At 72.0% G+C, this 23,645-nt stretch carries 26 protein-coding genes and 2 pseudogenes; 13 read left to right on the forward strand and 15 right to left on the reverse strand.

The features are described 5' to 3' along the window. Window position 1: 1 nt before the first annotated feature. The 4 genes and pseudogenes from AC2W7J_RS04035 to AC2W7J_RS04050 all read right to left on the reverse strand — a co-directional run bounded on the left by AC2W7J_RS04035 (window position 2) and on the right by AC2W7J_RS04050 (window position 3,067). A complete protein-coding gene (locus AC2W7J_RS04035) occupies window positions 2-883 on the reverse strand; it encodes an ABC transporter ATP-binding protein (RefSeq protein ID WP_485981526.1) in 882 nt (293 codons plus the stop codon). Window positions 884-954: 71 nt separating this feature from the next. Then, window positions 955-1,755 (reverse strand): enoyl-CoA hydratase/isomerase family protein, encoded by an 801-nt coding sequence (locus AC2W7J_RS04040; RefSeq protein ID WP_485981527.1) that lies wholly within the window; start codon window positions 1,753-1,755, stop codon window positions 955-957. 71 nt (window positions 1,756-1,826) lie between these two features. Continuing rightward, window positions 1,827-1,988, reverse strand: a pseudogene (locus tag AC2W7J_RS04045) (enoyl-CoA hydratase/isomerase family protein); the annotation flags it as partial. 44 nt (window positions 1,989-2,032) lie between these two features. Next, a complete protein-coding gene (locus AC2W7J_RS04050) occupies window positions 2,033-3,067 on the reverse strand; it encodes a LacI family DNA-binding transcriptional regulator (RefSeq protein WP_114201750.1) in 1,035 nt (344 codons plus the stop codon). A gap of 105 nt (window positions 3,068-3,172) precedes the next feature. On the opposite strand from AC2W7J_RS04050, the gene AC2W7J_RS04055 reads away from it, so the two are divergent. The 4 genes from AC2W7J_RS04055 to AC2W7J_RS04070 are packed head-to-tail and all read left to right on the forward strand — an operon-like array spanning window position 3,173 to window position 7,435. Next, complete coding sequence (locus AC2W7J_RS04055; RefSeq protein ID WP_341012422.1) at window positions 3,173-4,480, forward strand: extracellular solute-binding protein; 1,308 nt, start codon at window positions 3,173-3,175, stop codon at window positions 4,478-4,480. Further along, window positions 4,477-5,484 (forward strand): carbohydrate ABC transporter permease, encoded by a 1,008-nt coding sequence (locus AC2W7J_RS04060; RefSeq protein WP_223277659.1) that lies wholly within the window; start codon window positions 4,477-4,479, stop codon window positions 5,482-5,484. Before AC2W7J_RS04055 ends, AC2W7J_RS04060 begins: the two co-directional genes overlap by 4 nt. Beyond that, window positions 5,481-6,332 carry a sugar ABC transporter permease gene (locus AC2W7J_RS04065; RefSeq protein WP_485981528.1) on the forward strand — a complete coding sequence of 284 codons (852 nt, stop codon included), beginning with the start codon at window positions 5,481-5,483 and terminating at the stop codon, window positions 6,330-6,332. The genes AC2W7J_RS04060 and AC2W7J_RS04065 overlap by 4 nt, the downstream gene beginning before the upstream one ends. 8 nt (window positions 6,333-6,340) lie before the next feature. Beyond that, on the forward strand, window positions 6,341-7,435 hold the full coding sequence (locus tag AC2W7J_RS04070) for an ABC transporter ATP-binding protein (protein WP_255184462.1): 1,095 nt from the start codon (window positions 6,341-6,343) through the stop codon (window positions 7,433-7,435). A 31-nt stretch (window positions 7,436-7,466) separates the two neighbouring features. Here AC2W7J_RS04070 and AC2W7J_RS04075 read toward each other — a convergent pair whose 3' ends face one another. Further along, window positions 7,467-7,796, reverse strand: a complete 330-nt coding sequence (locus AC2W7J_RS04075; protein ID WP_485981529.1) for a hypothetical protein — start codon at window positions 7,794-7,796, stop codon at window positions 7,467-7,469. A gap of 195 nt (window positions 7,797-7,991) precedes the next feature. On the opposite strand from AC2W7J_RS04075, the gene AC2W7J_RS04080 reads away from it, so the two are divergent. Beyond that, entirely contained in the window at window positions 7,992-9,077 is a 1,086-nt protein-coding gene (locus tag AC2W7J_RS04080; RefSeq protein ID WP_427801831.1) for a hypothetical protein, read from the forward strand. Between the two features lie 6 nt (window positions 9,078-9,083). Here AC2W7J_RS04080 and AC2W7J_RS04085 read toward each other — a convergent pair whose 3' ends face one another. Beyond that, the gene (locus tag AC2W7J_RS04085; RefSeq protein ID WP_485981530.1) at window positions 9,084-9,926 is read right to left on the reverse strand and encodes a Rossmann-fold NAD(P)-binding domain-containing protein; all 843 of its coding nucleotides are present in this window, start codon (window positions 9,924-9,926) and stop codon (window positions 9,084-9,086) included. A gap of 29 nt (window positions 9,927-9,955) precedes the next feature. Then, window positions 9,956-10,537 carry a hypothetical protein gene (locus AC2W7J_RS04090; protein ID WP_485981531.1) on the reverse strand — a complete coding sequence of 194 codons (582 nt, stop codon included), beginning with the start codon at window positions 10,535-10,537 and terminating at the stop codon, window positions 9,956-9,958. Between the two features lie 250 nt (window positions 10,538-10,787). Here AC2W7J_RS04090 and AC2W7J_RS04095 point away from each other — a divergent pair, with 250 nt between their 5' ends. Together AC2W7J_RS04095 and AC2W7J_RS04100 are read left to right on the forward strand one after the other, a co-directional pair. After that, window positions 10,788-11,588, forward strand: coding sequence for a maleylpyruvate isomerase family mycothiol-dependent enzyme (locus AC2W7J_RS04095; RefSeq protein ID WP_485981532.1), 801 nt, complete (start codon window positions 10,788-10,790; stop codon window positions 11,586-11,588). A 20-nt stretch (window positions 11,589-11,608) separates the two neighbouring features. Further along, complete coding sequence (locus AC2W7J_RS04100) at window positions 11,609-12,619, forward strand: aldo/keto reductase family protein (RefSeq protein WP_485981533.1); 1,011 nt, start codon at window positions 11,609-11,611, stop codon at window positions 12,617-12,619. 31 nt (window positions 12,620-12,650) lie between these two features. Here the strand turns inward: AC2W7J_RS04100 and AC2W7J_RS04105 are convergent. Then, window positions 12,651-13,151 (reverse strand): annotated as a pseudogene (locus AC2W7J_RS04105) (VOC family protein); the annotation flags it as partial. A 78-nt stretch (window positions 13,152-13,229) separates the two neighbouring features. On the opposite strand from AC2W7J_RS04105, the gene AC2W7J_RS04110 reads away from it, so the two are divergent. Both AC2W7J_RS04110 and AC2W7J_RS04115 read left to right on the forward strand, forming a co-directional pair. After that, entirely contained in the window at window positions 13,230-14,042 is an 813-nt protein-coding gene (locus tag AC2W7J_RS04110) for an AraC family transcriptional regulator (RefSeq protein WP_255185014.1), read from the forward strand. A gap of 163 nt (window positions 14,043-14,205) precedes the next feature. Next, window positions 14,206-14,661 (forward strand): methyltransferase family protein, encoded by a 456-nt coding sequence (locus AC2W7J_RS04115; RefSeq protein ID WP_485981534.1) that lies wholly within the window; start codon window positions 14,206-14,208, stop codon window positions 14,659-14,661. 64 nt (window positions 14,662-14,725) lie between these two features. Here AC2W7J_RS04115 and AC2W7J_RS04120 read toward each other — a convergent pair whose 3' ends face one another. Together AC2W7J_RS04120 and AC2W7J_RS04125 are read right to left on the reverse strand one after the other, a co-directional pair. Then, window positions 14,726-15,529, reverse strand: coding sequence for a hypothetical protein (locus AC2W7J_RS04120; RefSeq protein WP_485981535.1), 804 nt, complete (start codon window positions 15,527-15,529; stop codon window positions 14,726-14,728). A 118-nt stretch (window positions 15,530-15,647) separates the two neighbouring features. Further along, complete coding sequence (locus tag AC2W7J_RS04125; protein ID WP_485981536.1) at window positions 15,648-16,340, reverse strand: isocitrate lyase/PEP mutase family protein; 693 nt, start codon at window positions 16,338-16,340, stop codon at window positions 15,648-15,650. Between the two features lie 244 nt (window positions 16,341-16,584). Here AC2W7J_RS04125 and AC2W7J_RS04130 point away from each other — a divergent pair, with 244 nt between their 5' ends. The 4 genes from AC2W7J_RS04130 (at window position 16,585) to AC2W7J_RS04145 (ending at window position 20,032) form a co-directional block, all read left to right on the forward strand. Then, window positions 16,585-17,058 carry a pyridoxamine 5'-phosphate oxidase family protein gene (locus AC2W7J_RS04130; protein ID WP_007927195.1) on the forward strand — a complete coding sequence of 158 codons (474 nt, stop codon included), beginning with the start codon at window positions 16,585-16,587 and terminating at the stop codon, window positions 17,056-17,058. Window positions 17,059-17,208: 150 nt separating this feature from the next. Continuing rightward, complete coding sequence (gene egtB / locus AC2W7J_RS04135; RefSeq protein WP_485981537.1) at window positions 17,209-18,459, forward strand: ergothioneine biosynthesis protein EgtB; 1,251 nt, start codon at window positions 17,209-17,211, stop codon at window positions 18,457-18,459. Then, window positions 18,456-19,412 carry an L-histidine N(alpha)-methyltransferase gene (gene egtD, locus AC2W7J_RS04140; RefSeq protein WP_485981538.1) on the forward strand — a complete coding sequence of 319 codons (957 nt, stop codon included), beginning with the start codon at window positions 18,456-18,458 and terminating at the stop codon, window positions 19,410-19,412. Before egtB ends, egtD begins: the two co-directional genes overlap by 4 nt. Next, window positions 19,409-20,032, forward strand: coding sequence for a hypothetical protein (locus AC2W7J_RS04145; protein ID WP_485981539.1), 624 nt, complete (start codon window positions 19,409-19,411; stop codon window positions 20,030-20,032). Before egtD ends, AC2W7J_RS04145 begins: the two co-directional genes overlap by 4 nt. A 48-nt stretch (window positions 20,033-20,080) precedes the next feature. Here the strand turns inward: AC2W7J_RS04145 and AC2W7J_RS04150 are convergent, their stop codons facing one another. The 5 genes from AC2W7J_RS04150 to AC2W7J_RS04170 all read right to left on the reverse strand — a co-directional run. Beyond that, entirely contained in the window at window positions 20,081-21,430 is a 1,350-nt protein-coding gene (locus AC2W7J_RS04150) for a cryptochrome/photolyase family protein (RefSeq protein ID WP_427801824.1), read from the reverse strand. Beyond that, the gene (locus AC2W7J_RS04155) at window positions 21,430-22,440 is read right to left on the reverse strand and encodes an NADP-dependent oxidoreductase (RefSeq protein ID WP_485981540.1); all 1,011 of its coding nucleotides are present in this window, start codon (window positions 22,438-22,440) and stop codon (window positions 21,430-21,432) included. Before AC2W7J_RS04155 ends, AC2W7J_RS04150 begins: the two co-directional genes overlap by 1 nt. 6 nt (window positions 22,441-22,446) lie before the next feature. After that, window positions 22,447-22,869, reverse strand: coding sequence for an organic hydroperoxide resistance protein (locus AC2W7J_RS04160; protein ID WP_485981541.1), 423 nt, complete (start codon window positions 22,867-22,869; stop codon window positions 22,447-22,449). 2 nt (window positions 22,870-22,871) lie between these two features. Next, window positions 22,872-23,333 (reverse strand): MarR family winged helix-turn-helix transcriptional regulator, encoded by a 462-nt coding sequence (locus tag AC2W7J_RS04165; protein ID WP_485981542.1) that lies wholly within the window; start codon window positions 23,331-23,333, stop codon window positions 22,872-22,874. A gap of 58 nt (window positions 23,334-23,391) precedes the next feature. Next, a partial coding sequence (locus AC2W7J_RS04170; RefSeq protein WP_485981543.1) for a hypothetical protein occupies window positions 23,392-23,645 on the reverse strand: 254 nt, incomplete at its 5' end.

Here is a 23,645-nt window from a genome sequence, read left to right on the forward strand (position 1 = left end):
GTCACCCGAGGTCGCCGGTCGCGCCCAGCCCTGGGGGTGGCGTGCGGTCGTCGACGACGAGCACCCACCCGTCGCTGCCGGCGCGGGCGGCCGCGTCGCCGACACCCGAGCCCAGCGCCACGGTCGGCTCGTCGTGCAGCGGGATGCTCGCCCGCTCGAAGCCCAGCGCGCGGTACCCGCGGTCGCGTCCCAGGAAGTCGGCGACGAAGCCGTCGGCCGGGTGGGCGAGCAGCTCGTGCGGTCGGGCCAGCTGGGCGATCCGCCCACCGACACGCAGCACGGCGACGTGGTCGCCGAGCTTGATCGCCTCGTCGATGTCGTGGGTGACCATGACGATCGTCTTGCCGAGCTCGCCCTGCAGCCGCAGGAACTCGTCCTGCAGCTGCTCGCGGACCACGGGGTCGACGGCGCTGAAGGGTTCGTCCATGAGCATCACCGGCGGGTCGGCGGCGAGCGCGCGGGCGACCCCGACGCGCTGCTGCTGGCCGCCCGACAACTGGCTGGGGTAGCGCCGGCCGAGGGCCGGGTCGAGACCGACGAGCTCGAGCAGCTCACGGGCCCGGGAGATCGCGGTCTTCTTCGCGGTGCCGAGCAGGAGCGGGACGGCCGCGACATTGCGCTCGACCGTGTGGTGCGGGAAGAGGCCACCGTGCTGGATGACGTAGCCGATGCCCCGGCGCAGCTGCGCGGCGTCCATCGCCAGGACGTCCTGGCCGTCGATCGTCACCGACCCCGCGGTCGGCTCGATCATTCGGTTGACCATCCGCAGGGTGGTGGTCTTGCCGCACCCGGAGGGGCCGACGAGGACGGTGATCGCCCGGTCCGGCGCGGTGAGGCTCAGGTCGTCGACGGCGACCGTGCCGTCGGGGTACTGCTTGGTCACGCCGTCCAGCCGAATCATCCGGCACCAGTCCCATCGATCGTGTAGGAGATCATCCTACGGACGGGACAAACCTAACCCGAGAAGACGTCCAGCACCTGGGAGCGCGGCACCTCCGCGACGGACGCGTGCTCCCACCGCGGCTGCCGGTCGCGGTCGACGAGCTGGGCGCGCACCCCTTCGCTGAAGTCGGGCCGGGCGAGCATCCCGCGCGCGATGACGGTGTCCGTCGCGAGCACCTCGCGCACGGAGCCCGCGTCGGCGGCCCGGCGCAGCGCCTCCAGCGTCACGGCCACCGACAGCGGGGAGCGAAGGGAGATCTCCTCACCGGCAGCACGGGCCGCCGGGTCCGGGTGCGCGCGGAGTCGCTCGACGACGGCCGCGGCGTCGTCGCCGGCATAGCACTCGTCGATCCACGGCTGGGCGGAGCGGATCGCCGAGCCGTCCCCCTTCGTCGCACCGGAGGGGACCGGCTCGACCGGGCCACCGGCAGCGACGGCCGCGAGCAGCTCGGGTACACGGGCGGAGTCGACGACGGCGTCGGCGAGGCCGAGGTGGACGGCGTCGGCGCCCGTCACGGTCGTGCCGGTGAGCGCGACGTGCGTGCCCGTCTCGCCCGGGGCGCGCGAGAGCCGGTAGGTCGCGGCGACGTCGGGGAAGAAGCCGATGACGGTCTCGGGCATCGCGATCCGCGACCGCTCGGTGGCCCAGCGCGCCGTGGCAAACATCGAGATGCCGAGCCCGCCGCCCATGACGATGCCGTCCATGACGGCGATGACGGGCTTGGGGTACTCGGCGATCTGCGCGTCGAGCGAGTACTCGTCGGCCCAGAAGTCCACTCCCCCACTGGTGCCCGCGAGGTGCGCCTCCCGCACCTGGCGCACGTCGCGCCCGCACACAGCCCGCGCTTTCCCGCGCCCTCGAGGGAGACCGCGGCGACGGCGTCGTCGTCGGCCCACGCCACGAGCCGCTCGGACATCGCGCGCACCATGTCGCGGGTCAGCGAGTTGATGGCCCGAGGGCGGTTGAGCAGCACCCTGCCGAGGGACCCCTCGACGGCGAAGAGCACCTCGTCGGTGCCGGTGGGCCCGGGAGCGAAGTCAGACATGGGCGACACCTTGGCACAGGCCCGCCCGGTCGATCTCGACCGGGTCAGCTCCTGGCCGGCGCGGCCGCGGTGGACGCCCGGACGACGAGCTCGGGCTTGAACATGTACTCCTTGGCCGGGATCGGCTCGCCACCGATCGCGTCGGAGAGGGCGGCGACCGCCGCCGCGCCGAGCCCCTGGACCGGTTGCCGGACGGTCGTGAGCGGAGGGTCGAGGAAGCCGACCATCGTCGAGTCGTCGAAGCCGACGACCGAGACGTCCTCGGGGACCGAGAGGCCCATGTCGCGCACCTCGCGGATGGCGCCGATCGCCATGAGGTCGGAGGCGCACACGAGCCCGGTGGCGCCGCGCTCGACGAGGCTCCGGGCGGCGGCGGCGCCGCCCTCGACGGTGAAGAGTCCCTCGTCGACCCACTCGGAGGCCTCCTCCGCGGACAGTCCGAGGTGCCGCTGCAGAGCGCTGGTGAAGCCGGCGAGCTTGCGGATCGAGGGCACGAAGCGCCGCGGCCCCGTAGCGAGCCCGATGCGACGGTGCCCGAGCTGCGCGAGGTGCGCGACCGCGAGCGCCATCGCGTCCTCGTCGTCGGTCGAGAAGAAGGGGACGTCGATGTCGTCGACGAAGCCGTTGATGAAGGCGACGGGCATCCCGCGCGCGACGAGGCTGCGGTAGCGCTCGTGGTCGGCCGTCGTGTCCGCGTGCCGCCCCGAGACGAAGATGATGCCGGCGACGCCGTGGTCGAGGAGCGACTCGACGTACTCGTCCTCCGAGATGCCGCCGGGCGACTGGGTGCAGAGCACGGGCGTGTACCGGCGCCGGGCGAGGCCGTCCTCGATGACCTGGGCGAAGGCGGGGAAGACCGGGTTGTCGAGCTCCGGGACGACGAGCCCGACGAGGCCACCGCTCCTGCGACGCAGCTTGGCCGGCCGCTCGAAGCCGAGGATGTCGAGCGCGGTGAGCACCGACTGCCGCGACGACTCGCTCACCCCCGACTTGTCGTTGAGCACGCGACTGACGGTTGCCTCGCTGACGCCGGCCTGAGCGGCGATGTTCGACAGGGTGCCCATGGGTGCATCGAACATCTCTTTCACGACTTGCGCAAGGTCTTCCAATTCATGCAAGACCTTGCTAGGTTCCGATACGCCCTTCACGGGTTCACCCTTCGCCACCTCTCCAAGGAGCACGCCATGCGTCGTTCGTTGCCCGGCATCACCGCTGCTGCCGGCGCTCTCGCCCTCGCCCTCACCGCCTGCGGTGGGAGCGGCACCAGCGGGAGCGACTCGTCGTCGAAGAGCCAGGCCGAGGTCGACCCGGCCACGCTCAAGGCCGAGCTGACGTGGTGGGACACCTCAGACCCCACCAACGAGGCGCCGGTCTTCAAGGACCTCATCAAGCGCTTCAACAAGAAGTACCCGAACGTCAAGATCAAGTACCAGTCCGTCCCCTTCGCCGACGCGCAGAACAAGTTCAAGACCGCGGCCGAGGCCGGGGAGGGCGCACCGGACGTCATGCGGGCCGAGGTCGCCTGGGTCCCGGAGTTCGCCGCCGCCGGCCACCTCTACGCCCTCGACGGCACCTCCCTGCTCGAGGACAAGGACTTCCTCGAGACGCCGCTGTCCTCGAACGTCTACAAGGGCAAGACCTACGGCGTCCCGCAGGTCACCGACACGCTCGGCCTCATGTACAACAAGAAGCTCTTCAAGGAGGCGGGCATCAACAAGCCCCCGACCACCTGGCAGGAGGTCGAGGAGGCCTCGAAGAAGCTCAAGGACAAGGCCGGTGTCGACGGCATCTACCTCAACAGCGCCGGGTACTTCGTGCTCCCCTTCATGTACGGCGAAGGGGGTGACCTCGTCGACGAGGAGAAGAAGCAGATCCTCGTGGGGTCGGACGAGAACAAGGCGGGCATCAAGACCGCCGTCGACCTCATCGACTCCGGCGCGGCGCCGAAGCCGGACGCCAACGACGCCTACGGGACGATGATGACCCTCTTCAAGGAGGGCAAGGTCGGGATGATCATGAACGGTCCGTGGGAGGTCGCGAACATCACCAAGGACCCGGGCTTCGGAGGCACGAAGAACCTCGGCGTCGCCCCGGTCCCGGCTGGCTCGAAGGGGGCCGGCTCCCCCGTGGGCGGTCACAACTACGTCGTCTACTCGGGCCTGGACGAGAAGAAGGCCGACGCGGCCACCGCCTTCATCGAGTACATGAGCTCGCCGGAGTCGCAGGCCTACATCGCCGACGAGCTCGGCCTGCTGCCGACGAGCGAGAAGGCCTACGAGCTCGTCAAGGACAACGCGCAGGTGACGGCATGGGAGGAGCCGCTCAAGGTCTCCAAGCCCCGCCCGTGGATCCCCGAGGGCGGCCTCTTCTTCACGCCGCTCGACGCGATGGCGACGAAGACCCTCGTCAAGGGCGACGACGTCTCGAGCACGCTCGACGCGACGGCGAAGACGTACAAGTCCGACGTCGTCCCGGAGTACGAGCTGCCGTGACCTCGTCGATCACCGCGGAGCCCGACCTCGAGTCGGGCTCCGCCCCTCGGGGCCGGGTCCGTCAGCTCCTCGACAAGCACTGGTACGCGTGGGCGATGGTCCTGCCCACCGTCCTCGTTCTCGGGGTGCTCGTCATCGCCCCGCTGCTGCAGGGCATCTACCAGTCCTTCACGAACCTCAACGAGTCCAACAACCGCGACGTCGTCTGCACGAAGACGCTCGGCGGCGGCCAGGAGTGCGTCGACAACCCTGACGGGGCGCACTGGGTCGGTCTGCACAACTACGTCGAGCTCCTCACCGGCGGCCAAGGCAACTTCTGGATGCTCTTCGTCAACACCGTCGTGTGGACCGCCTCGTGCGTCGCCCTGCACTACCTCGTCGGACTCGGTCTCGCCGTCCTGCTCAACCGCAACTTCCGCGGGCGCTCGCTCTACCGCGTGCTGCTCATCGTCCCGTGGGCCGTGCCCGCCTTCGTCAGCGCCTTCGCGTGGAAGTTCCTCTTCAACCCGCGCTTCGGGATCATCAACTCCACGCTGAGCGGCGTCGGGCTCGACCCCGTGGACTGGTTCAACCACCGCTGGACCGCGATGTTCGCCGCCATCGTCACCAATGTCTGGCTCGGTGTCCCCTTCATGATGGTCGCCCTGCTCGGCGGGCTGCAGTCCATCCCCGCCGACCTCTACGAGGCGGCCGAGATGGACGGAGCCACGCCGTGGCAGCGCTTCCGCCACGTGACCCTGCCCGGCCTGCGACCCGTCAGCTCGACGGTCGTCCTGCTCGGCACCATCTGGACCTTCAACATGTTCCCGATCATCTTCTTCGTCACCGGTGGAGAGCCCGCCGGCGAGACCGAGATCCTCGTGACCGGGGCCTTCCGCGCGGCCTTCGAGGGCCTGCGCAACTACTCGCTCGCGGCGACCTATGGCGTGCTCATCCTCTCGATGCTCATCGTCTACGCCGGCATCTACCGCCGCATCCTCAGCAAGAAGGGAGAGGTCTGGTGAGTCGTCGTCCCCGCGGTCGCGGGCAGCGGAGCGTCGGTGCATCGATCGCGCTGCACGCCACCCTCATCACCGCCACCGTCATCGCGCTCTTCCCCGTCGTCTGGGTCTTCCTGTCCTCGCTCAAGCCGAGGAGCGCCATCCAGTCGAGCCGGATCACCCTCTTCGACCAGCCGAGCCTCGACAACTACCGCCGCGTGCTCCTCGAGACGAGCTTCCCGACGTGGTTCCTCAACTCGATCGTCGTGGCCGGGCTGACGATGGTCTTCGGCATGGCGATGTCCGCCACCGCCGGGTACGCGTTGAGCCGCTTCAACTTCCCCGGCAAGCGCGGGCTCATGTGGCTCTTCCTCGTGACGCAGATGTTCCCCGTCGCGATTCTCATCGTGCCGATCTACACGATCATGGCCAACCTCGGGCTCATCGACACCAAGCTGTCGCTCGTCATCGCCTACTGCTCGGTCGCCGTCCCCTTCTGCACCTGGATGCTCCGGGGGTACTTCGACACGATCCCCCGCGACCTCGACGAGGCAGCGGCTCTCGACGGCCTGGGCCCCTTCGCGACCTTCTGGCACGTCGTCCTGCCGCTCGCCAGGCCGGGGCTGGCCGTGACCGCCTTCTACACCTTCCTCACCGCGTGGGGCGAGGTGGCCTACGCCATCGCCTTCACGCTGAGCGACTCGAAGCTGACCCTCGGTGCGGGGCTCCAGCAGTTCGTGCCGCAGTACAACCCGCAGTGGGACCTGCTCACCGCTGGAGCGGTGCTCATCATGGTCCCCGCGTCGCTCGTCTTCTACTTCGCCCAGAAACACCTTGTCGCCGGCCTCACCGCTGGTGGGACCAAGGGATAGGAGCCCCGATGTCCACCCCCGTCCTCTTCGACTCCGCCAGCCGGGTCTACCCCGGCTCGACCACGCCCGCCGTCGACGCTCTCAGCCTCGACATCGACCCCGGTGAGTTCCTCGTCCTCGTCGGCCCCTCCGGGTGCGGCAAGTCCACGAGCCTGCGCATGCTCGCCGGGCTCGAGGACGTGACCTCCGGCTCGATCCACGTCGGTGGTCGGGACGTGACGCACCTGCCGCCGAAGGACCGCGACATCGCCATGGTCTTCCAGAGCTATGCGCTCTACCCGCACCTCACCGTCGGGGAGAACATGGGCTTCGCCCTGAAGATCGCTCGCGTGTCGAAGTCCGAGATCCGCTCGCGCGTCGCCGAGGCCGCAAAGGTGCTCGACCTCGAGCCCCTGCTCGACCGCAAGCCGGCCGCCCTCTCCGGCGGTCAGCGCCAGCGCGTCGCGATGGGCCGGGCGATCGTCCGCGAGCCGCAGGTCTTCCTCATGGACGAGCCGCTGTCGAACCTCGACGCCAAGCTTCGCGTCCAGACCCGCACGCAGATCGCGGCGCTCCAGCAGCGCCTCGGCGTCACGACCGTCTACGTCACGCACGACCAGGTCGAGGCGATGACGATGGGCGACCGCGTCGCGGTGCTCAAGGACGGCGTCCTGCAGCAGGCGGCCTCGCCGCTCGAGCTCTACGACCGTCCGACCAATGCCTTCGTCGCCGGCTTCATCGGGTCCCCGGCGATGAACCTCGGGACTTTCCGCGTCACCGACGGCGCGGCGGTCGTGGGAGGCGCCAGGGTCCCGCTGTCCCGCGCGACCATCGCGGCCCTCACCGAGGACGAGGTCGTGCTCGGCTTCCGCCCCGAGGCCGTCGAGGTGGTGAGCCAGGGCACCGAGGGCGCGCTGGCCATCGAGGTGCTCGTCGCCGAGGAGCTGGGCTCCGAGGCCTTCCTCTACGGCAACCTCGTGGGCGGCGAGCTCCACGCGCCGCACCTCGTCGCCAAGGTCCCGCCGCGCAGCGTCCCGGAGAAGGGCAGCCTGGTCCACCTGCGGATCCAGCAGGACCGGCTGCACCTCTTCTCCGCGAGCACGGGCGAGGCGCTGCCCTCCTGACCCGATCGAGCGGCCCGGACCGGCTCGGAGGTCAGCGCGGGGCGGGACAGCGTCGGTCGAAGTCGTCCTTCAGCAGCTGCGGCTGGAAGTCCGGGTTGTCCTTGGACCAGAAGTAGACCTCGATGGTGGAGGAGTCCCGCTCCATGACCTCCGAGACCTTCATCGTCGTGTCGGCCGCGGCCCGCGCCTGGGTCCACCGCTCCCGCTTGCCGGACGCGGAGTCGGTCTCCGGGAGCGTGTAGACGACCTTGAGGTCGGTCGTCGCGAGCTTGCGGGCGACCTCGCCGAGCGGCTCGTCGTGCAGGGCCATGCAGTGCAACGGCTGCCCCTCGGCGAAGAGCCCCTCGGGCGCGGGGACCACCGGCGTGGCCTTGGACGTCGACCGGGTTGTCGTCGACGTGGACGTCGCCGGTCGCGGCCTGGTCGAGCATCTCCTGCAGATCCATGCGGTCAGCCTATGGAGGGGAGCCCTCCCCATCGCAGCCGGCCTGCCGCCTCCGTAGGGTCGGTGACACAGGGCTGCACAGGGCGACGGCCCGGCGACGAAGGGGAGGACATGGCACCGGTCAGCGAAGGCGCCGACACCACGCGACTCGACCAGATCGCGGGTGGTCTGCGCGCCAACGCCCATGCGACCCGCACCGTGGGGGTCACCGGCAGCCAGCTCGTGACCGTCCTCGCGGAGTCGTGGATGGGCCCGGACATGGAGCACTTCGCCGCCGAGTGGAGCGCGGCCCGGCCCAGGATCGACGCCGCCGCCGACATGCTCAGCCGCCTCGAGCAGGAGCTGCAGCGCCAGGCCGCCGACCAGGAGCGGACGAGCAGCCGCTCGGGTGGCGGAGGCGGCGCGGGCTCGGGCGGTCCGGGGCCCAGCAGCGCCGCGACCGACGGCTCTCCCGAGCCGCACCGTGACGGCGACGGTCCCATGGAGCGCCCGGGCAGCGTGTTCGACCGGATGCGAGGCGTTCTCGAGAGCGTGGGGCTGTGGGGCGAGGACCCCGTGACGGAGGTCCCCGAGGACAAGCGACCCGAGGACCCCGGCGTCGACGGCGTCACCCTCCCCGCGGGAGCCGACCCCGACGACCCCTTGGTCCAGGAGCTGATGGCCTCGCCGCGTGGCCGCGAGACCCTCCAGTGGATGACGGACAACGACGTCACGCTGGCGCCGGCCGAGGGCTCGGGCACCTACTACGACCCCGAGAGCAACACGATGTACATCGCGAGCTCGGCGGACGGCTCGTCGGCGATCCACGAGGCGAGCCACGCCCAGTGGGACGCCGAGGGCACTCGTGCCGACGCGACCAAGGTGTCGCAGGAGGACTACGTCCGGAGTCAGATCGACAACGAGGTCGACGCCACGACGGAGGGCATCTACTACGACAAGGAGATGCGCATGCGTGGCTACCCGATCGAGCGGTCCACCACCGAGGTCAACTACGACACGGCTTACACCGAGGCGATCGACGCGGGCAAGACGCCCGAGGAGGCCGACGCCGCGGGGCGCGAGCGGGTGCGTGAGATGTTCGTGGCGGGCGAGGACGGAGCCGTCGAGTTCGAGACCTCGACCACCGGTGAGGGCTACGAGGAGTACTACGCCGACCAGTGGCAGGACGTCCGCGAGGACGCCGGCGAGGGCGGCTGATCGTCGTCAGCCCTGCTGCCGCAGGATCGCCCGGTACCCCTCGCGATAGGTCGGGTACCGCAGCTCCACACCCGTCGCCCGCAGGCGCGCGTTGAGCAGGCGCCGGCCCGTCGGCTCGAGCATCCCGGTGGGCTCGGGCCGCGGGACCCCCAGCTCGTCGGCCACGAGGTCGCGCACGTCGCCGGCGAGCGCCGGCTCGTCGTCGGTGCCGACGTAGAGGTCTGCCGGGTCCGCGGCCATCGTCAGCAGGTGGGTGATCACGGCGGCGGCGTCCTCGCGGTGGATCCGGTTGGTCCAGCGCCCGGGGTCGGGGTTGTCGCCGGCCTGCACCCGCTGCACGAGCCGGCTGCCGGGCCGCCCGTAGAGACCGCTGAGACGCAGCACCGTGCCGTGGGGGAGGGCCGCGTGGAAGAGCGCCTCCGACTCGAGGAGGATCTGCGGCCGATCCGCCTGCGGCGCAACGGCGGTCGTCTCGTCGAGCTCTCCCTCGAGGTCGCCGTAGACGCTCGTCGACGACACGAGCACGGCCCGTCGAGGAGTGCCGCCTCGCAGCACCGCGTCCAGGCCCCGACGCACCGCCTCGACATAGGTGGTGCGATAACCGGCCGGATCGCGCCGGTCCGGGGTCATCGTGATGACGAGGAGGTCCGCCGGCAGGTCGGGCACGTCGCCGGCCACCAGGTCAGCGGCCACGCCCCGGATGTGCGGCGGCAGGGCCGCGACGGTGCGACGCACCCCGGTGACGTCCACCCCCTTCGCATGGAGCGCGGTGCCGACGCGGATCCCGAGATCACCGCATCCCAGCAGCACAGCGCGAAGGGGGGAGCTGTCCGGTCGGTCCGTGGTCACCGCCCGATTATCCCACCCGGGCGCCGGCCCTACCGGGCGATCGGGACGGGCAGGTCGCGCTCGACGACCTCGGGGGTGTCCGTGATGGACCCGTCGGTCGCCACCCGGACGTCGTGGCGGACGAGGTCACCGTCGGTGACGGTCCACAGCCGCACCTCCCACGGCCCCTGACCGGTGGCCTTCGCGGGGGTGACGTCGTGGTCGCGGGTGATGGCGGCGATGCGGTCGGTCTGCTCGGGCGAGGGCTTCGGCAGGAAGCGGATGTCGTCGACGGCCTCGATGCGGGTGTAGCCCTTCGTCATGTCGCGGGTGGCGTCCGCGTGGACCGTGGCGAGCTCGACGGCCTGGTCGGCGCTGGTAACCTGCGCGCCCTCGGCCACCCGGCTCCACCGCTCGGGGAAGCCGCTGAGGACGACGACCTCGCTCCCTTCGCCCTTGACCCCGATGAACCATCGCTGCGGGTGCGCACCCCCGCGGCTGAGCACGTCGACGACCTGCCAGTCAGCGAGTGCCGCCGGATCGACCGGGGTCGCGGTGGTGCCCTCCGCCCGCACCGCACGGGCGATCGACGGGCTCACGTCCTCCAACGCCGTGGCGATCTGGTCCTTCATGTCCGTGCCTCCTGGGCTCGTGCTGCTCTGGGCTGTCGTGCTGGTGGTGCTCGTGGGGGCATCCGCCCCGCAGGCCGTCAACGCCACGGCGAGGGCGAGGCCCGCCAGGACGCGGTGTGCTCGGGCGGGGGCGGGGGGCAGTGTCAGCATGGTGCGTGGACGCTATCTCGACCCCCGTGACGTCGACGTACGAGCCGGGGCGGGCCCCGGTCGATGGGGAGGCCTCCCCATCGACCCCTAGGGTGAGGCCATGACGCGACCTGACCCGCTCGACCTCTGGGAGCAGGCCTCCCAGGACCTCCTCGCCGTCCTGCGCGACCTCGGCGACGACGACTGGGACCGGCCGGCGCTGCCGGGCTGGACCGTCCAGGACGTGCTCGCCCACCTCGCGCACCTCGAGTCCGAGGCGGCGGGCATGCCGCAGCCCGACGGCGGGCGCGTGGACGTCGAGGCGGCGGCCAACCAGCCGATGCCCACGGACATCACCGAGGCGGGCGTCGTCGCGCGCCGTGGGCGCTCTGCCGCAACGCTGCTCGACGAGTTCGAGATCGCGTGTGCCCGTCGCCGGGAGGCGCTCGCCGGCCTCGACCTGTCCGACCCCAAGGCGCTGGCGCCCGGCTTCGCCGGTGAGCTCGGGTGGGACCTCGGCACCTGGCTGCGCAACCGCCCGATCGACCTGTGGGTGCACGAGCAGGACATCCGCCGGGCGACCGGCCGCGCCCTGACGACGACCGGCGTCGGGGCCGCGCACGTCGCCGGCATCATGACGCGCGCCTTCCCCGTGGCGCTGCGCCGGCTGCCCGTCGGCACCGCCGTCGTCGCCGAGATCTCCGGCCCGCAGGGCCGGGTGCTCGCTGCCCGGGTCGGCGACGACGGGAGGGCTGCTCCCTTCGACCCGAGCGAAGGGAGCGACGTCACCCTCGCGATGGACGACGCCACGTGGCTGCTGCTCACCGGCGGCCGGATCGACCCGGAGCAGGCGGACGTGCAGGTCACCGGCGACGAGGGCATCGCGCAGGTCGTCCTCGGGCGGCTCAACGTCACGCCCTGACCGGGCGTAGCGTGAGCCTCATGGAGTACCGATACCTCGGCAACAGCGGTCTCAAGATCAGCGAGATCGCCTACGGCAACTGGCTCACCCACGGCTCGCAGGTCGAGGCCGACGCCGCGACCGCCTGCGTGCGAGCGGCGCTCGACCACGGCATCTCGACCTTCGACACGGCCGACGTCTACGCCAACACCAAGGCGGAGAGCGTCCTCGGCGAAGCCCTCAAGGGCGAGCGCCGCGAGTCGCTCGAGATCCTCACCAAGGTCTACTGGCCAACCGGACCGGGCGGTCACAACGACTCCGGCCTGTCGGCCAAGCACATCCGCGAGTCGATCGACGGGTCGCTGCGCCGCCTGCAGACCGACTACGTCGACCTCTACCAGGCGCACCGCTTCGACACCGAGACGCCGCTCGAGGAGACGATGCAGGCCTTCGCCGACGTCGTGCGGCAGGGCAAGGCGCTCTACATCGGCGTCAGCGAGTGGACCGCCGAGCAGATCCGCGAGGGCCACCGGCTGGCAAGCGAGCTCGGCATCCGCCTCATCTCGAGCCAGCCGCAGTACTCGATGATCTGGCGGGTCATCGAGGGCGAGGTCGTCCCGACCTGCGAGGAGCTCGGCCTCTCGCAGATCGTGTGGAGCCCGATCGCTCAGGGCGTCCTCACCGGCAAGTACCAGCCCGGTCAGCCCCTGCCCGAAGGGAGCCGCGCCGCCCACGAGGAGGTCGGCGGCTCCATCGCGGGCCGGGTCCAGGACGACGCCCTGCTCACCGCGGTCCAGGGGCTGCGGCCGATCGCCGACGAGGTCGGCCTGTCGATGGCCCAGCTCGCCGTCGCGTGGGTGCTGCAGAACCGCAACGTCGCCGCGGCCATCATCGGCGCCTCCCGCCCGGAGCAGGTGGAGGAAAACGTCGCCGCGTCCGGCGTGACGCTCGAGCCGCAGGTCCTGGCGCAGATCGATGCCGTCCTCGGCGAGCACGTCGAGCGCGACGCCGGACTGACCGAGGCCAACGCGCCCAAGCGTCGCCCGAGCTGACCGCGGGGGGCGGCCCGGGCTCACCCCTGCCCCGGCCGCCCCACTCCCGCACCCGCGCCGCCGACTCCTCGTCGGACAGGTCCTCGACGCGGGTCATGACGGCCCAGCGCAGCCCGTGCGGGTCGCGGATCGAGGCGAAGCGGTCGCCGGAGACGAAGTCGGCGAGCGGCTCCCGGATCGTCGCGCCCGCGGCCTGCGCCTCGGCGACCACGGCGTCGACGTCGGGCACGTAGAGCGCGATCGAGGAGCAGACGACGTCGTCCTCGTGGGGTGCGACGAGACCGAAGTCCGGCATCGGGTCGGAGATCTGCAGCCGGCCCCGCCCAAAGTCGAGCGTCGCGTGCGCGACGAGCGTCCCTCCCTTCCCGTCCGGCATGTGCGTCACGTCGACCGTGCGCGCGCCGAAGACCCGCTCGTACCACGCGATCGCGCCCTGCGCGTCCTGCACGGTGTGGAAGGGGGTCAAGCTGGTGAACCCGTGCGGCACGCCGTGGTCGGTGTGCTGGCCGGTCGCTGCGGTGGTGGTGTCCATGGGCACGACGCTAGGCAGCCCGAGGGCGGGACGCTTGAAGATCTGCGCCAACCTCGTGGGTGCCCCTACGCTCGGCCCGTGAGCGAGGCGATCCCGCGCAAGGGCCAGCTGCGTCCGGACGCCCGGGCGCCGGTCTCCCGGATCCTCCCGACGGCGGAGGGAGAGCCCCTCGCGCGGTGGTTCTGGGTGCCGGAGTGGGACCTGCCGGAGGGGGCGGTGCACGAGGCGCTGACGCTGCCCTTCCCTGCGTGCCAGCTCGTCGTCGAGGCCGATGCGGTGCGGGTGTACGGCCCGGTCTCCCGGGCCTGGCGGCGCGACCTCACCGGGCGCGGCTGGGCCGTGGGCGCCCTGCTGCGTCCGGGGGCGGCCCATGCGCTCGTCGGCGACGTGGGCACGCTGCGGGACCGCGACACCGAGACGAAGGGGGCGACCCGCCTCCACGCGGACGTCACCCGGGTCATGGACGGCCCGGGCGACGCGGACGAACGGCACACCGCCGCAGCGCGGCTGCTCGAGGTCTGGCTCGCCACGCAGGTGGGGGCGGCGGTGGCCGCGGATCCCGACGCGGTCCCGGCCCGGCGTCTCGTCGAGCTGGCCGACAGCGACCCCTCCCTGCTGCGGGTCGACGACCTCGCCGCGCGACTGGGTGCGTCCGTGCGCACCCTGCAGCGCTTGGCGAGCACGCACGTCGGGATGAGCCCGGGGGAGATCATCCGTCGCCGCCGGCTGCAGGAGGCGGCCGAGCGCGTCCGTGAGGAGCCGGGAGCCGACCTGTCGACGATCGCCGCGGACCTCGGCTACGCCGACCACGCCCACCTCACACGCGAGTTCGGCAGGATGCTCGGCTTCACCCCGACCGGGTACCGCGCCGGGGGCACTGAGTCACACTGACTCAGTGTCCGGACCGCTGGGTCGCGGCACAGCCCGGCCCGGGAATGGCCAGTCGAAGAAGGAGCGCGACATCCAGGTCGCGGATCTTCTTCGACTGGCGGAGGGGGTGAGGTCCTCGTCATCATCGGGGCCTGTCCACGGAGGGCCGACGCGACTACCGTTGGTGCATGGAGCCCCTCTCGATCCTGCGCTCGCCACCCGTCGTCGGGCTGGCCTCGCTCGCGGCGCAACGCCTGCTGAGCCGGGGGTCGTCCACGTCACCTGCCACGTCGCTCCTCGGGGCGGCGGTCGCGGTGGCCGGCCTGGGGGGGTCGCCGCCGCCGGCATCCGCGAGATCCGCGCCGCGGGCACGACCCTCGACCCGACCCGCCCGGCCGACGCGAGCAAGGTCGTGCGCCAGGGCATCTATCGCTACTCCCGCAACCCGATCTACCTCGGTGACGCCCTGCTGCTCGCCGGCTACGCGATCCACCGCCGCGACCTGCTCGCCATCCTGCCGGTGGCCGGGTTCGTCGGGGTCATCGACACCTTCCAGGTCTCGGCCGAGGAGGAGGCGCTGCGCGACCGATTCGGCTCGACCTACGGCGACTACGTGGCGAGCGTGCGGCGCTGGTTGTGACCTTGGGCGCCGGCCCGCGCCCGCGTCTGCCCGCGCCCGTGAGCCGGCCCGCGCCCGGGGCGGCTCACGCCAACTGCTGGCCCGAGGTCGCCTGCGTGGCCCGGTCGTGCAGGTCGACGAGCACGGCGGCGTCTCCGTCCGGGGCGTGACCGGTCACCGACAGCAGCTCGCAGACGGCACGGTGGGCGCAACCCCGCTCGTAGTCCCTGAGCCACTTCTCCGCGATCCGCTGGGCGTCACCGAGGTAGGGCCAGCTCGCACGGATCCTCGGCATGCCGACCCGGTGGGGCTTCGGCGTCAGCCGGGCCCGCGAGGTCTCGTGCAGTCCGCACAGCCGCACGTAGAGATCGTCCGAGCCGAGGTCGACGGGGGCCGTCAGGTCGGGAGGCCCGCTCGCCAGCCCGGTGATGATGACGCGCAGGCCGGCTGCGGTGCGATAGGTGCGCACACCGAGGTCGGGGTGCGCGGCCGCCCACCGGGCGATGCGCTCGAGCGCAGGGCGGGGGTCGGGCTGCCCGGTGCGAAACAGCTTGCGCTGAGGCGGCAGGTCGACGTCGGCCACGAGCAGGACGTCGGTGTTGAGCACCTCGACACCCATCCGGTTGCGCGTCACGGCCCCGATCAGTGCACCGTCGGCGCCGCGTACCTCGTGGAGGACCTCCTCGCGCACGGGCGTGCGGGGGTAGTAGTCGAAGCCGGCCCGCCCGCGGGTCAGCTGGTCGACGGCCGCGGCGAGCCGGTGCTGCGCGCGCATGGCCGCGTCGGCGGCCGACTCCGCCGACCACCCCCAGATGCGAAGGGGGAAGCGCCGCCCCTCGTGCTCGACCTCGGCGCTCGCGAACTGCCAGTGCTGGGGGAGGGGTCGCACGCGCCCGAGTCTGCCGGAGGTCAGTCCGACTGGTCGGCCAAGCCGGCCCGGCCGAGCCACGGGCCGGTGAGCTCGGCGACCGACTGGGTGAGCGCCTTTTGCAGCAGCGGGCCGAAGGTCACCCGGCGCACCCCCGCGTCGCGCAGCTCCTGCAGCGACCCCGAGGGGGCGCGTCGACGGGGTGGGCGGTGACGTTGAGCGGCAGCGAGGTCGCCTCCATGAGGGTGGCGAGGGTGGCCGCGTCGGGGATCTTCACCGGGTAGACGCAGCGGGCCCCGGCCTCCTCGCACGCCCGGATGCGGGTGATCGCCTCGGCGACCGGGTCGGGGAAACGGTCGGTGCCGTGGAGCAGCGCGTCGGTGCGCGCGTTGATGACGAGCTCGATGTCGGCCTCGTCGGCGGCCTGGCGCAGCGCCCCGATGTAGTCGGCGTGCTCGGCAACCTCGCGCACCCGGTCCTGCGAGTGCACGGTGTCCTCGACGTTGATGCCCACCGCGCCGGCGTCGAGGACCCGCTCGACGAGCTCGGCGGCGGGGGTGTCGTAACCGGACTCGACGTCGGCGCTCACCGGCACGCGCACGGCCGAGCAGATCCGACGGATGCCGTCGAGCGCGTCGTCCAGGGTCATGCCCTCGCCGTCCTGCTGCCCGCGCGAGTCGGCGAGTGGGTGGCTGCCGATGGTCAGGGCGGGGAAGCCCGCGTCGACGACCGCACGCGCGGACCACACGTCCCAGACCGTGGGCAGGACGAGGGTCTCGTCGGTGTGGTGCAGGCGGAGGAGGTCGCTGGCCAGGCTCTTGAGATCGCTCATGGCTCCACCCTCCCAACTGGCGAAGGGGGCGACAAGGCCTCAGCCGATCAGGCCGGCGTCCCGGGCGAGCGAGACGGCCTCGCCGCGCGTCGCGGCGCCCGGCTCGGCACGGAGCACCCGAGGTGGGCCCGACATCGGTAAGGTGCGCTGTCGGGTGCCTCAGATCCGCGGGTCCCGTGTGGCGACACGAGTGGAGCGGGTAGTCAGCCGACGAAGACCGCCCCGAGAGCACAAGGAGCGCACGATGAGCGAGACCGAGATCGAGACCGTCGCCACGATCATGCGGGAGACGAGGATCGCCGTCCTCACCCACGTCGAGGACGGACGTCTGGTGTCGGTGCCGATGGGCACCCAGGACCTCGACGACCCGGGCACCATCCACTTCATCACTGAGGCCGACACCGACAAGGTGCGGGCGATCGCGGCCCACCCCGAGGTCAACATCGCGTATGCCACGGACGACGGCTGGGTGAGCGTCAGCGGCACGGCCCGTCGCAACGACGACCGGGAGTTGCTCGGGCGGCTGTGGGACGCGTCGGCCGGTGCCTTCATGGAGGGCGGCCCTGATGACCCGAACAGCACCCTGATCACGGTCACGGCCGACACCGCGCGCTACTGGACCTCGCCCGGCACCGTGGCGACGGTCGTCCAGATGGCCAAGGGACTCGTCAGCGACGGGCGGCCCGACCTCGGCGACACCGGCACCGTCAGCCTCTGAGCGACGCCGCGTCCCCGGCGTGTCGCGCCGCCCCCACGCGGGGCCACGACGCGCGCTCGTCGGGGGATGCGTGTAGCGTCGAACCCGTCCGAAGCTCCACTTCCCCGGTGCCCGACGGTGGTCGTCAACCTCCGTCGCATGGAGGACAGCATGACCACGATCTCTCCCCGATCAGACCTCGCCGCATTGACCGAGCGGTTCCTCGCCGTCAGGGCACGGACCGACCGGCTCACCCGGGACCTCGGTCCCGAGGACCAGACGCCGCAGTCGATGACCGAGGCCAGCCCGACGAAGTGGCACCGAGCCCACACCACGTGGTTCTTCGAGGAGTTCGTCCTCGGTGCCGACCCTGCCTACCGACCGCGCGACCCCGCCTTCCGCTATCTCTTCAACAGCTACTACGAGGCCGTGGGGGAGCGTCACCCCCGCGCCGCGCGCGGACACGTGACCCGCCCGGGCGTCGCCGAGGTCGCGGCCTACCGCCAGGACGTCGAGGAGCAGCTCGTCGCCCGGCTCGAGGACGGGACCCTCGACGAGGCGCTGCTCGACCTCGTCGAGCTCGGCTGCCACCACGAGGAGCAGCACCAGGAGCTGCTCCTCATGGACGTCAAGCACCTCCTCTCGGGCAATGTCCTCCAGCCGGTCTACGTCGAGCGGGCGCCCGACCCCGACCCCGCGGCCGACCCCCTCCCGCAGCGCTGGACGCACGTGCCCGGTGGGGTCACGCACATCGGAGACGACGGCAGCGGCTTCGCCTTCGACAACGAGCGCCCGCGTCACCGGGTGTGGCTCGACGACGTCGAGGTCGGCACCCGCCAGGTGACCAACGCCGAGTGGGTCCGGTTCATCGACGACGGCGGCTACGCCCGCCCCGACCTGTGGCTCTCCGACGGGTGGGCGACCCTGCAGGCCACGGGGTGGGACGCGCCCGGCTACTGGCGCCGGGACGACGACCACGGCTGGACGACCTTCACCCTGTCGGGACGCCGTCCGGTGGTGGCCGCCGAGCCGGTGTGCCACATCTCCTTCTTCGAGGCCGATGCCTTCGCCCGGTGGGCGGGCCACCGCCTGCCCACCGAGCAGGAGTGGGAGGCCCGCGCCGTGAGCGGTCACCAGACGCACGGCGGTCTGCTCGACCCCGAGCGCTGCCACCCCGGGCCGGCGGCCGAGGTCACCTTCGGCGACGTCTGGGAGTGGACGGCGAGCGCGTACCTGCCGTACCCGGGATTCGAGACGGCCCCGGGCGCCGTGGGCGAGTACAACGGCAAGTTCATGAACGACCAGCACGTCCTGCGGGGAGCCTCCGCGGTGACCCCGCCGGACCACCCGCGCACGACCTACCGCAACTTCTTCCCGGCCGCGTCCCGGTGGGCCTTCTCCGGACTGCGACTCGCCCGGTGAGCCGCGCCGAACTCGAGGCCGACCTCCGCTCCGGCCTCTGGTCGCAGCCGGCGACCCTGCCGCCACGCTGGTTCTACGACGAGCGGGGCTCCCGCCTCTTCGACGAGATCACCACCCTGCCCGAGTACTACCCGACGCGTGCCGAGCAGGAGATCCTCACCCGCCGCAGCGGCGAGATCATCGCGCTGAGCGCCGCGCGGAGCCTGCACGAGCTGGGGGCGGGCACGGCGACCAAGACCCGTGAGCTGCTCGACGCCCTCACCGCGCAGGGGCGGCCGGCGCTCTACGCGCCGCTCGACATCAGCAAGGAGGTCCTGCTCGAGGCCGCCGACCGTCTGCGCACGGACTACCCGGCCCTGAACGTCGAGCCGGCGGTCGCCGACTTCCACCACCTGCCACCGCTGTCGGGGGAGCCCGGTGAACGTCTGCTCGTCTTCCTCGGCGGCACGATCGGCAACTTCGAGGAGGACGAGCGCTCCGGGTTCCTCGACATGGTGCACGCGGCCCTCGCCCCCGGTGACCACCTGCTCCTCGGAGCCGACCTCGTCAAGGACCCGGACCGGCTCGTCGCGGCCTACGACGACGGGGCAGGCGTGACCGCGCGCTTCAACCTCAACCTCGTCGACGTCATCACCCGCACCACGCCGGTCACGGGTCTGTCCCGCGACGACCTCGTCCACGAGGCCGCGTGGGACGACCGCGCCTCGCGCATCGAGATGCGGCTGCGTGCGGTGCGTGACATCACGGCCGACTTCACCGGGATCGGTCGCACGTGGCGCCTGGCGAAGGGGGAGCACCTGCGGACCGAGATCTCGCGCAAGTTCGACCTCGGCCTGCTCCGTGACGAGCTGACCGAGCACGGCTTCGAGCCGGTGACGAGCTGGACCGACGCGGCGGACGACTTCTCGCTGACCCTCGCCCGGGTCGCCGGCCGTGACGACGGCACGCCGTGACCCGCACCCTCCTCGAGCGCTTCCACGGGCGCATCCTCGGGGCGGGCAGCAGCAGCGGGCTGCGGCTGGTGGTCGGCGACTGGTGGGACTCGCCCCTCGGGGCCTTCACCGATGTCATGGTCGCGACGCCTGACGACCGTCGGGTCCTGCTGGCGCCGGCCGACGAGGTCGCTCAGTACGTCGCCGCCACGTACTCCTTCGACGAGGTCCGGGTCGGCCCGGTTGCCCTGCAGGTCGACGATGACGTGTGGCGCCTCCACGCAGGCCCGTTGCGGTGCACGATCGGTCTGGGAGGGCGCACGGCCCTCGGCCTGGTCCTGCGAACCGTGCCCGAGCGGGTGGGGCGCAGCCGCGCCTTCGCGCATCTCGCCGACCCCATCGCGCGGCGGCTGCTTCCGGGGGTGCGCACCGTCGGCAGCGCCGGCGGTGGGCGGCGCGAGTACTACGGGGCGCACGACCAGCGGCAGGTGACGTCGCTGTCCGGCACCTGGTCGGGCCAGTCCATCGGCGGCCTCACCCCGGTCACGCCGCCGCCACGATTCGGCTTCAGCTCCACGCCCGCGTCACCCAGCCTGACGCGGGTGACGACGACCGTCGAGCGAGGCGTCGACGCGGACTGACGAGCGCAGTCGGGGCAGCGTGATGCCCGACCCGGCGAGCAGCTCGCCTCAGGTCGCCTCGTCGTAGCGCGCCAGGGCCTCGAGCCGCTCCTCCGCGTGGTCGACGATCCGCTCCGGGTAGTCGTGCGCGTACCCGTCGTCGTGCTTCCACGGCTCGTGCGCTGCGGCGCCCTCGAGATGGGCCAGCTCCGGCACCCACCGGCGCACGTACGCACCGTCGGGGTCGAAGCGCTTGCCCTGCGTGACGGGGTTGAAGACACGGAAGTACGGGGACGCGTCCGTGCCGGTGCCGGCGACCCACTGCCAGCCGTGGTTGTTGGACGCGAGGTCCCCGTCGACGAGGTGCTCGAGGAAGTGCCGCGCGCCGACGGGCCACCACACGTGCAGGTCCTTGGTGAGGAAGCTCGCCGTGGCCATCCGCACCCGGTTGTGCATCCATCCCTCGCCGAGCAGCTGGCGCATGCCGGCATCGACGATCGGGTAACCGGTGCGCCCCTCGCGCCACGCCTCGATGGCGTCTTGCGGTTCGTCGTAGCGAAGGGGGAGTGGCCGCAGGTCCTGCCACGCGGAGTCCGGGTTGGCCCAGAGCACGTCGGCGTAGAACTCCCGCCAGGCGAGCTCCGTGCGGTAGGTCTGCGCCCCGTCGCCGCGCTCGCCGCGCAGGTCGTGGAGGAGCTGGCGGGGATGGACGACCCCGAGGTGCAGGTCGGCGGACATGCGCGAGGTCCCCTCGACCGCCGGGAGGTCGCGATCGTGGTCGTAGTCGGCCAGCGCCTCGTCGCGGAAGCGCACCCAGCGCCGCCGGGCGGCGTCCTCGCCCGCGGTCGGCAGGTCGATCGGGCACTCGCGGGCCGCCTTGTCGAGCATCGCCTCGACCCGGCCGTCGGTGTCGGCCTCGATCCACTCGACCCCACGCGGCGCACTCGTCGGCTCGTCCCAGCCGTGCTCGCGCCACGCGGTGGCGAAGGGGGTGAAGACCTTGAAGGGGGTGCCTCCCTTCGTCCGCACCGTGCCGGGGTCGACGGCAAAGGGCGAGCCGGTGGCCACACCCTCGACGCCGATCTCGCGCAGCGCGGCGACGACACGACGATCGCGCTCGACGCCGCCGGGCTCGTTCTCCCGGCTGACGTGGACCGAGGTGGCCCCGACCTCGCGGGCGACGCGCGGCACGACCTCGGCCGGGTCGCCGAGCCGGATCACGAGGCGACCGTCGAGGGAGGCGTCAAGTGCTCGCAGGGTGGCGGCCAGCCACGCGGTCTTCGCCGCACCGGCCGGCCCCCACATCGTCGGGTCGATGACGAAGAGGGGGAGCACCGCGCCGCGTGAGGCGGCTTCCCGCAGGGCTGGGTGGTCGCGCAGGCGCAGGTCCCGGCGGAACCACATGAGTGAGGGCGCCATCAGAGACGGACGAGCATCTTGCCCATGTTGGCACCGTCGAGCAGGTCCATGAAGGCCTGCGGGGCGGCGTCGAGACCGTCGCGGAAGGTCTCGTCCGAACGCAGCCGCCCCTCGGCGAGCCACTGGGGCGCCCGGGAGTGGTACTCGGCGACGAGCTCGGGGTACTGACCGACGACGAAGCCGCGCAGGGTCAGTCCCTTGCCGATGGCGAGGGCCAGGTTGCGGGGTGCGGCGGGCGGCTCGGTCGAGTTGTACTGCGAGATCGCCCCGCACATCGCGACCCGACCGAAGGTCGACAGCGCGCCGATCGCGGCCTCGAGGTGCTCGCCGCCGACGTTGTCGAAGTAGACGTCGATGCCGTCGGGCGCGACCGAGGCCAGCCCCTCGGCGACGGGACCGTCGCGGTAGCTGAAGCCCGCGTCGTAACCCAGCTCGAGCACGCGAGCGACCTTGTCGGCCGAGCCGGCGGAGCCGACGACCCGGCCGGCGCCCAGCGCCTTGGCGATCTGGCCGGCGGCCTGCCCGACGGCGCCGGCCGCGCCGGAGACGAAGACGGTGTCGCCCTCGCGCATGCCGGCCACGGCGGTCAGCCCGACGTAGGCCGTCAGGCCGGTGAGGCCGAGGACGCCGAGATAGGTCGAGGCGGGCGCGGCGTCGGTGTCGACGACCCGCACGGACTTCGCCGGGAGCACCGCGTGCTCGCGCCAGCCGAGGCCGTGCAGCACGTGCTGGCCCACGGCGACGTCGTCGGAGCGGGAGGCGATGACCTCGCCGACCGCTCCGCCGTCGAGCGGGGCGTCGATCTCGAAGGGGGCGACGTAGGACTTCACGTCGTTCATCCGACCGCGCATGTAGGGGTCGACCGACATGACGACATTGCGCACGAGGACCTCGCCGTCGGCGAGCTGCGGCAGCTCGACGGTTTCGAGGCGGAAGTCGTCGGCCGTCGGCGCGCCCTGCGGGCGCGAGGCGAGGACGATCTGGCGGGTGGTCGTGGGGATCTGGGTCATCGGCGATCAGTCCTGCGTGACCGTGACGGTGACGTCGATGTTGCCGCGCGTCGCGTTGGAGTAGGGGCAGACCTGGTGGGCCTGGTCCGCGAGCTGCTGGGCGGCCTCGGCGTCGAGGTGGGGCAGGGTGACCTCGAGCTCGACGGCCAGCTGGTAGCCGCCGCCCTCCTTGGGGCCGATGTGCACGCGGGAGCCGACGGCGGAGTCGGCGACGTCGATCTTGCCGGCGCGGGCCACGGCTTGCAGCGCCGAGTGGAAGCACGCGGCGTAGCCGACGGCGAAGAGCTGCTCGGGGTTGGTCCCCTCGCCCGACCCGCCCATCTCCTGGGGGATCGCGAGGTCGAGGTCGAGGCGGCCGTCGCTGGTGCGGCCGTGCCCGTCGCGGCCGGCGCCGGTGGCGAGGGCCTCTGCGGTGTAGAGAGTCTTCATCGTCATGCTCCTTGGGTGGGGGTGGGGGTGGGGGTGGGAGTGCCGACGGATGCGCAGAACCTCTGGGCCAGGCGACGCAGGGTCGCCAGCTCCTCGGGCTCCATGTCGACGGCGTCGTACAGGCGGCGCTGGATCGCCGCGACCTGCGTCTCGAGGTCCCGACCGGCGGTGGTCAGGTGGATCGTCACGCGGCGGGCGTCCTCCCCTTCGCGACGGCGCTCGACGAGACCGCTCGCCGACATGCGCTTGAGAAGGGGGGAGAGCGTCCCGCTGTCGAGGTGCAGCGCCTCGCCGAGCTCGGTGACGGTGCGGCCGTCGCGCTCCCACAGGGCGAGGAGGGTGACGTACTGGGTGTACGTCAGCCCGATCTCGGCGAGGCCGTCGCGGTAGGCCGCGGTCGCCGAGCGCGACGCCGAGTAGAGGGCGAAGCAGATCTGCTGGTCGAGCTGGTGGTCCGTCTGCACCTCTGAAGCATTGCACGCAATTGGTTTGCGCGCAATCTATTCGGGCGGATCGAGGTGTTCAGCGCGCGATCGGCACCGGCAGGCCGGCGAGCTCGACGCCGGTCCGCTCGGTCACCGCGCCGTCCGGCGCCACGGTCACCTCGTGGAGCACGAGGTCGCCGTCGGTGACCGACCACAGCCGCACCTGCCAGGGCCCGTCCCCTGTTTTCCACCCCGAGGTCTCGCGTGAGTTCCCCCCGCTACGTCGGCCGCCACGGCAGCCGTCGTCCCAGCCCCCTGTCCCGCCTGAGCAGCCTGCCGTCGTCGGTCGGC

This window comes from Janibacter sp. CFPM2_SD2, assembly GCF_057364645.1.

Excerpts from the sequence above, each read along its gene's own strand:
- AC2W7J_RS04130 (WP_007927195.1), top strand. The coding sequence starts at position 16,585 with ATGAGCGAGACCGAGATCGAGACCGTCGCCACGATCATGCGGGAGACG.
- AC2W7J_RS04150 (WP_427801824.1), bottom strand. The coding sequence starts at position 21,430 with ATGGCGCCCTCACTCATGTGGTTCCGCCGGGACCTGCGCCTGCGCGAC.
- AC2W7J_RS04095 (WP_485981532.1), top strand. The coding sequence starts at position 10,788 with ATGACGCGACCTGACCCGCTCGACCTCTGGGAGCAGGCCTCCCAGGAC.
- AC2W7J_RS04050 (WP_114201750.1), bottom strand. The coding sequence starts at position 3,067 with ATGTTCGATGCACCCATGGGCACCCTGTCGAACATCGCCGCTCAGGCC.
- AC2W7J_RS04070 (WP_255184462.1), top strand. The coding sequence starts at position 6,341 with ATGTCCACCCCCGTCCTCTTCGACTCCGCCAGCCGGGTCTACCCCGGC.
- AC2W7J_RS04100 (WP_485981533.1), top strand. The coding sequence starts at position 11,609 with ATGGAGTACCGATACCTCGGCAACAGCGGTCTCAAGATCAGCGAGATC.
- AC2W7J_RS04055 (WP_341012422.1), top strand. The coding sequence starts at position 3,173 with ATGCGTCGTTCGTTGCCCGGCATCACCGCTGCTGCCGGCGCTCTCGCC.
- AC2W7J_RS04080 (WP_427801831.1), top strand. The coding sequence starts at position 7,992 with ATGGCACCGGTCAGCGAAGGCGCCGACACCACGCGACTCGACCAGATC.
- AC2W7J_RS04160 (WP_485981541.1), bottom strand. The coding sequence starts at position 22,869 with ATGAAGACTCTCTACACCGCAGAGGCCCTCGCCACCGGCGCCGGCCGC.
- AC2W7J_RS04155 (WP_485981540.1), bottom strand. The coding sequence starts at position 22,440 with ATGACCCAGATCCCCACGACCACCCGCCAGATCGTCCTCGCCTCGCGC.
- AC2W7J_RS04125 (WP_485981536.1), bottom strand. The coding sequence starts at position 16,340 with ATGAGCGATCTCAAGAGCCTGGCCAGCGACCTCCTCCGCCTGCACCAC.
- AC2W7J_RS04090 (WP_485981531.1), bottom strand. The coding sequence starts at position 10,537 with ATGAAGGACCAGATCGCCACGGCGTTGGAGGACGTGAGCCCGTCGATC.
- egtB (WP_485981537.1), top strand. The coding sequence starts at position 17,209 with ATGACCACGATCTCTCCCCGATCAGACCTCGCCGCATTGACCGAGCGG.